Source organism: Mesorhizobium sp. M7A.F.Ca.US.006.04.2.1, from assembly GCF_004022915.1.
GTDB lineage: Bacteria > Pseudomonadota > Alphaproteobacteria > Rhizobiales > Rhizobiaceae > Mesorhizobium > Mesorhizobium ciceri.
This window is the reverse complement of sequence record NZ_RZQA01000797.1, coordinates 1-3,002: the sequence shown is the minus strand read 5'-3', so window position 1 is coordinate 3,002 and position 3,002 is coordinate 1. Positions and strand designations below refer to the sequence as shown.

The window sequence follows — 3,002 nt, the reverse complement described above, 5'->3', positions numbered from 1 at the left end:
CTCTATGAGCACGAGGTTTCTGCAGCCGCAAAAAAACTGATCGCCGACGAGGTCGAAGCGATCTGCATCATGACCATCTTCTCGCACGTCAATCCGGTGCACGAGAAGCGCATCGCGGAAATCTGCCGCGAAGAGGTCGACAAGGCCGGCGCCGACATCATCGTCTACACCAGCCACGAGGTCCGCCCGGTCATCCGCGAGCAGTCGCGGCTGAACTCGGTCCTGATCGAGGCCTACGCCACCTCGCGCGGCCGCAAGCAGCTTAGGGGTATCGAGGACGTCTCGAAGAAATACGGCTTCAAATATGGCGTGCAGACGCTGCTCTCCTTCGGCGGCCTGACCTCGATCAACCATCCGCGCCTGCATGAAACCATGATCTCCGGCCCGATCGGCGGCATCCTCGGTGCTGCCTATGTCGGCAAGCTGATCGGCAATGATTCGCTGATCTGCTCGGACATGGGCGGCACCTCTTTCGACATGGGCGTTATCACGCGCGGCCAGACGCGGATCGAGAACGAGCCGCTGATGGATCGCTTCAAGCTCAACGTGCCGACGCTGCACCTCGATACGATCGGTGCCGGCGCCGGCATGATCCTCAAGGTCGATCCGCTGACCAAGAAAGTCTCGCTTGGACCGGAAAGCGCCGGCTCCGATCCAGGTCCGATTTGCTTCGCCAGGGGCGGCACCGAACCGACCATTGCCGATTGCGATGCGATTCTCGGCCGTCTCAACCCGCACTATTTCCTCGGCGGCAAGGTCGTGCTGCAGGTCGAAAAGGCCCGCCGCGCCTTCCAGGAGAAATGCTCCGACATCCTGGGCGTCGGGCTGGAGGAAGCCGCCGAAGGCATGATCGACATGCTGGAGGCCGACGCCAACAACGCGCTGCGCCGCGTCATTTCGGGCCAGGGCATCCATCCCTCCGAGTTCACGCTGCTGTCCTATGGCGGCTCTGGCCCGCTGCACCTGGCCGGCTGTTCCAGGGGCATCGGCTTCAAGGACATCATCACCTTCCAGTTTGCGGCCGCCTTCTCCGCCTTCGGCTGCACCACGGCTGATTTCATGCGCCGGCATTCGGTGTCGACGCAGCACGACATCCCGTCACGCGCCGATGAGGCGACGCTGGCCGCCTTCGGCGTCAAGGTCACCACGGTCTGGAACGATCTGACCAAGGCCGCGGTCGACGAGATGATCGCCGACGGCCATGCGCGCGAGAAGATCAGGACCGTGCCGTTCCTGATGATGCGCTACACCGGCCAGCTCGAGGATGTCGAAGTCATGGCGCCGCTGGCTGAGGTCAACTCGGCCGACGACATGCGCAGTGTTATCGACGAGTTCGAGGCGGTCTACGCCAAGGTCAATCATCGCGTGTCGCGCTACGGCGAGGCCGGCTTCACCATCACCGAACTCGGGCTGATCGCCACCGCCGACAAGGTCAAACCGGTGCTGCTCAAGCGTCCGCTTGGCAAGTCGGATCCGGCTTCCGCGCACAAGGGCGTGCGTGAGGCCTATATCGGCGGACGCTGGCACAAGGCCAATCTCTACGAGATGGACCTGCTGCAGCCCGGTCACGAAGTCATCGGTCCGGCCATCATCGAACACCCCGCCACCACGCTCGTCGTTCATCCGCAGGACCGCGTCCATGTCGATGAATGGACGCTGCTGCACTACACCCACGCTTGAGAGGGCACCGCCATGTTGGACAAACCTGCCTCGGCCCTGCGCCTTCGCGAAAGACTGCTCGATTCCGAGCGGCTGATGGAAGAGACCGGCTGCTATGACGGCATCACGGAACTCACGCTGCGCAACCAGGATCCGCTGAAGTTCGAGACGCTGCACACCAAGCTGCGCGCCTATTGCGTCTCGGCTCGCGAAATGGCCCGCCGCATCTCGGCCTCGCCCGGCGTGCGCGAAGTCGGCGAGATGGTGGTCGCCATCTATACGCCCGAAGGCGACGCCATCGCGCTCTCCAACGGCATCATGGTGCATGTCCATACGATGAGCCGCTTCATCAAATGGATGATCAAGAACAATTACGAGGAAAACCCGAAAATCCGTGAAGGCGATATCTTCGCCAACAACGACGCCTTCATCGGCACCGTGCAGGTGCCTGATGTCATGGATGTGGTGCCGATCTTCCATGAAGGCACGCTGGTCGGCTGGTCCGGTGCCGTCTGCCACGAACTGGAAGCCGGCGGCATCACGCCGGGCGGCGATGTCTGCCTGGCGCAGGAGCGCTTCACCGAAGGCCTGTTCGTCTGCGCCGAGAAGATCGGCGAGAATGACGAGATCCGGCGCGACTACGTCATCCGCTGCGAGCGCAATCTGCGCATGCCGATCTACTGGGTGCTCGACGAGAAGGCCAAGGTCGCCTCCTGCATCGACATGCGCGAAAGCGTCAAGCAGCTGATCTCCGAGATCGGCCTCGACTACTGGATGAAGGTGTCGAAGGAGTTCATCGAGGAAGGCCGTCGCGCCCAGCTCGCCCGCACCCGCCAGCTCACCGTGCCCGGCATCTACCGCGGCCACACGTTCTACGGCCATGTCACGGCGGGAAAGCCCGGCTTCCAGCTGCTCGGCGATCCCGACTGGCTCTACAACATCCCGATCGAGATGGAGATCACGTCAGACGGCAAGATCACCATGGACTTCGAGGGCACGCAGCCCTGGGGCTACCATTCGATGAACTGCACGCCGGCCGGCATGGATGGCGGCATGTTCGTGACGCTGACCCAGCACATGAATTTCGAAGGCCTGGTCAATGACGGTGCCTGGATGGCGACCGAACTGAAACTGCCGCACGGCACCTGGACCAACCCCGACAACGAGATGGTGGCCACCGCCACCTCATGGGCGCTGCTGCTGCCGGCCTACGGCGTTTTCCAGCGGCTTTTGTCGCGCAGTTTTGTCGCGCGCGGCTTCGTCGAGGAGGCCTTTGTCGGCCAGGTCAACAGCCCGATGATCGAGATGGGCGGCGAAAGCCAATACGGCACGCCGTTCGGCAT

2 protein-coding genes are annotated in these 3,002 nt (G+C 62.8%); both read left to right on the top strand.

All coding sequences use genetic code 11. The annotated features are described in order from the left end of the window. Window positions 1-1,680: hydantoinase/oxoprolinase family protein (locus tag EN925_RS30210; RefSeq protein ID WP_164894482.1), on the top strand; the 1,680-nt coding region annotated here is incomplete at its 5' end. A gap of 12 nt (window positions 1,681-1,692) precedes the next feature. Further along, on the top strand, window positions 1,693-3,002 hold a 1,310-nt coding region (locus tag EN925_RS30205), incomplete at its 3' end, for a hydantoinase B/oxoprolinase family protein (RefSeq protein ID WP_206633004.1).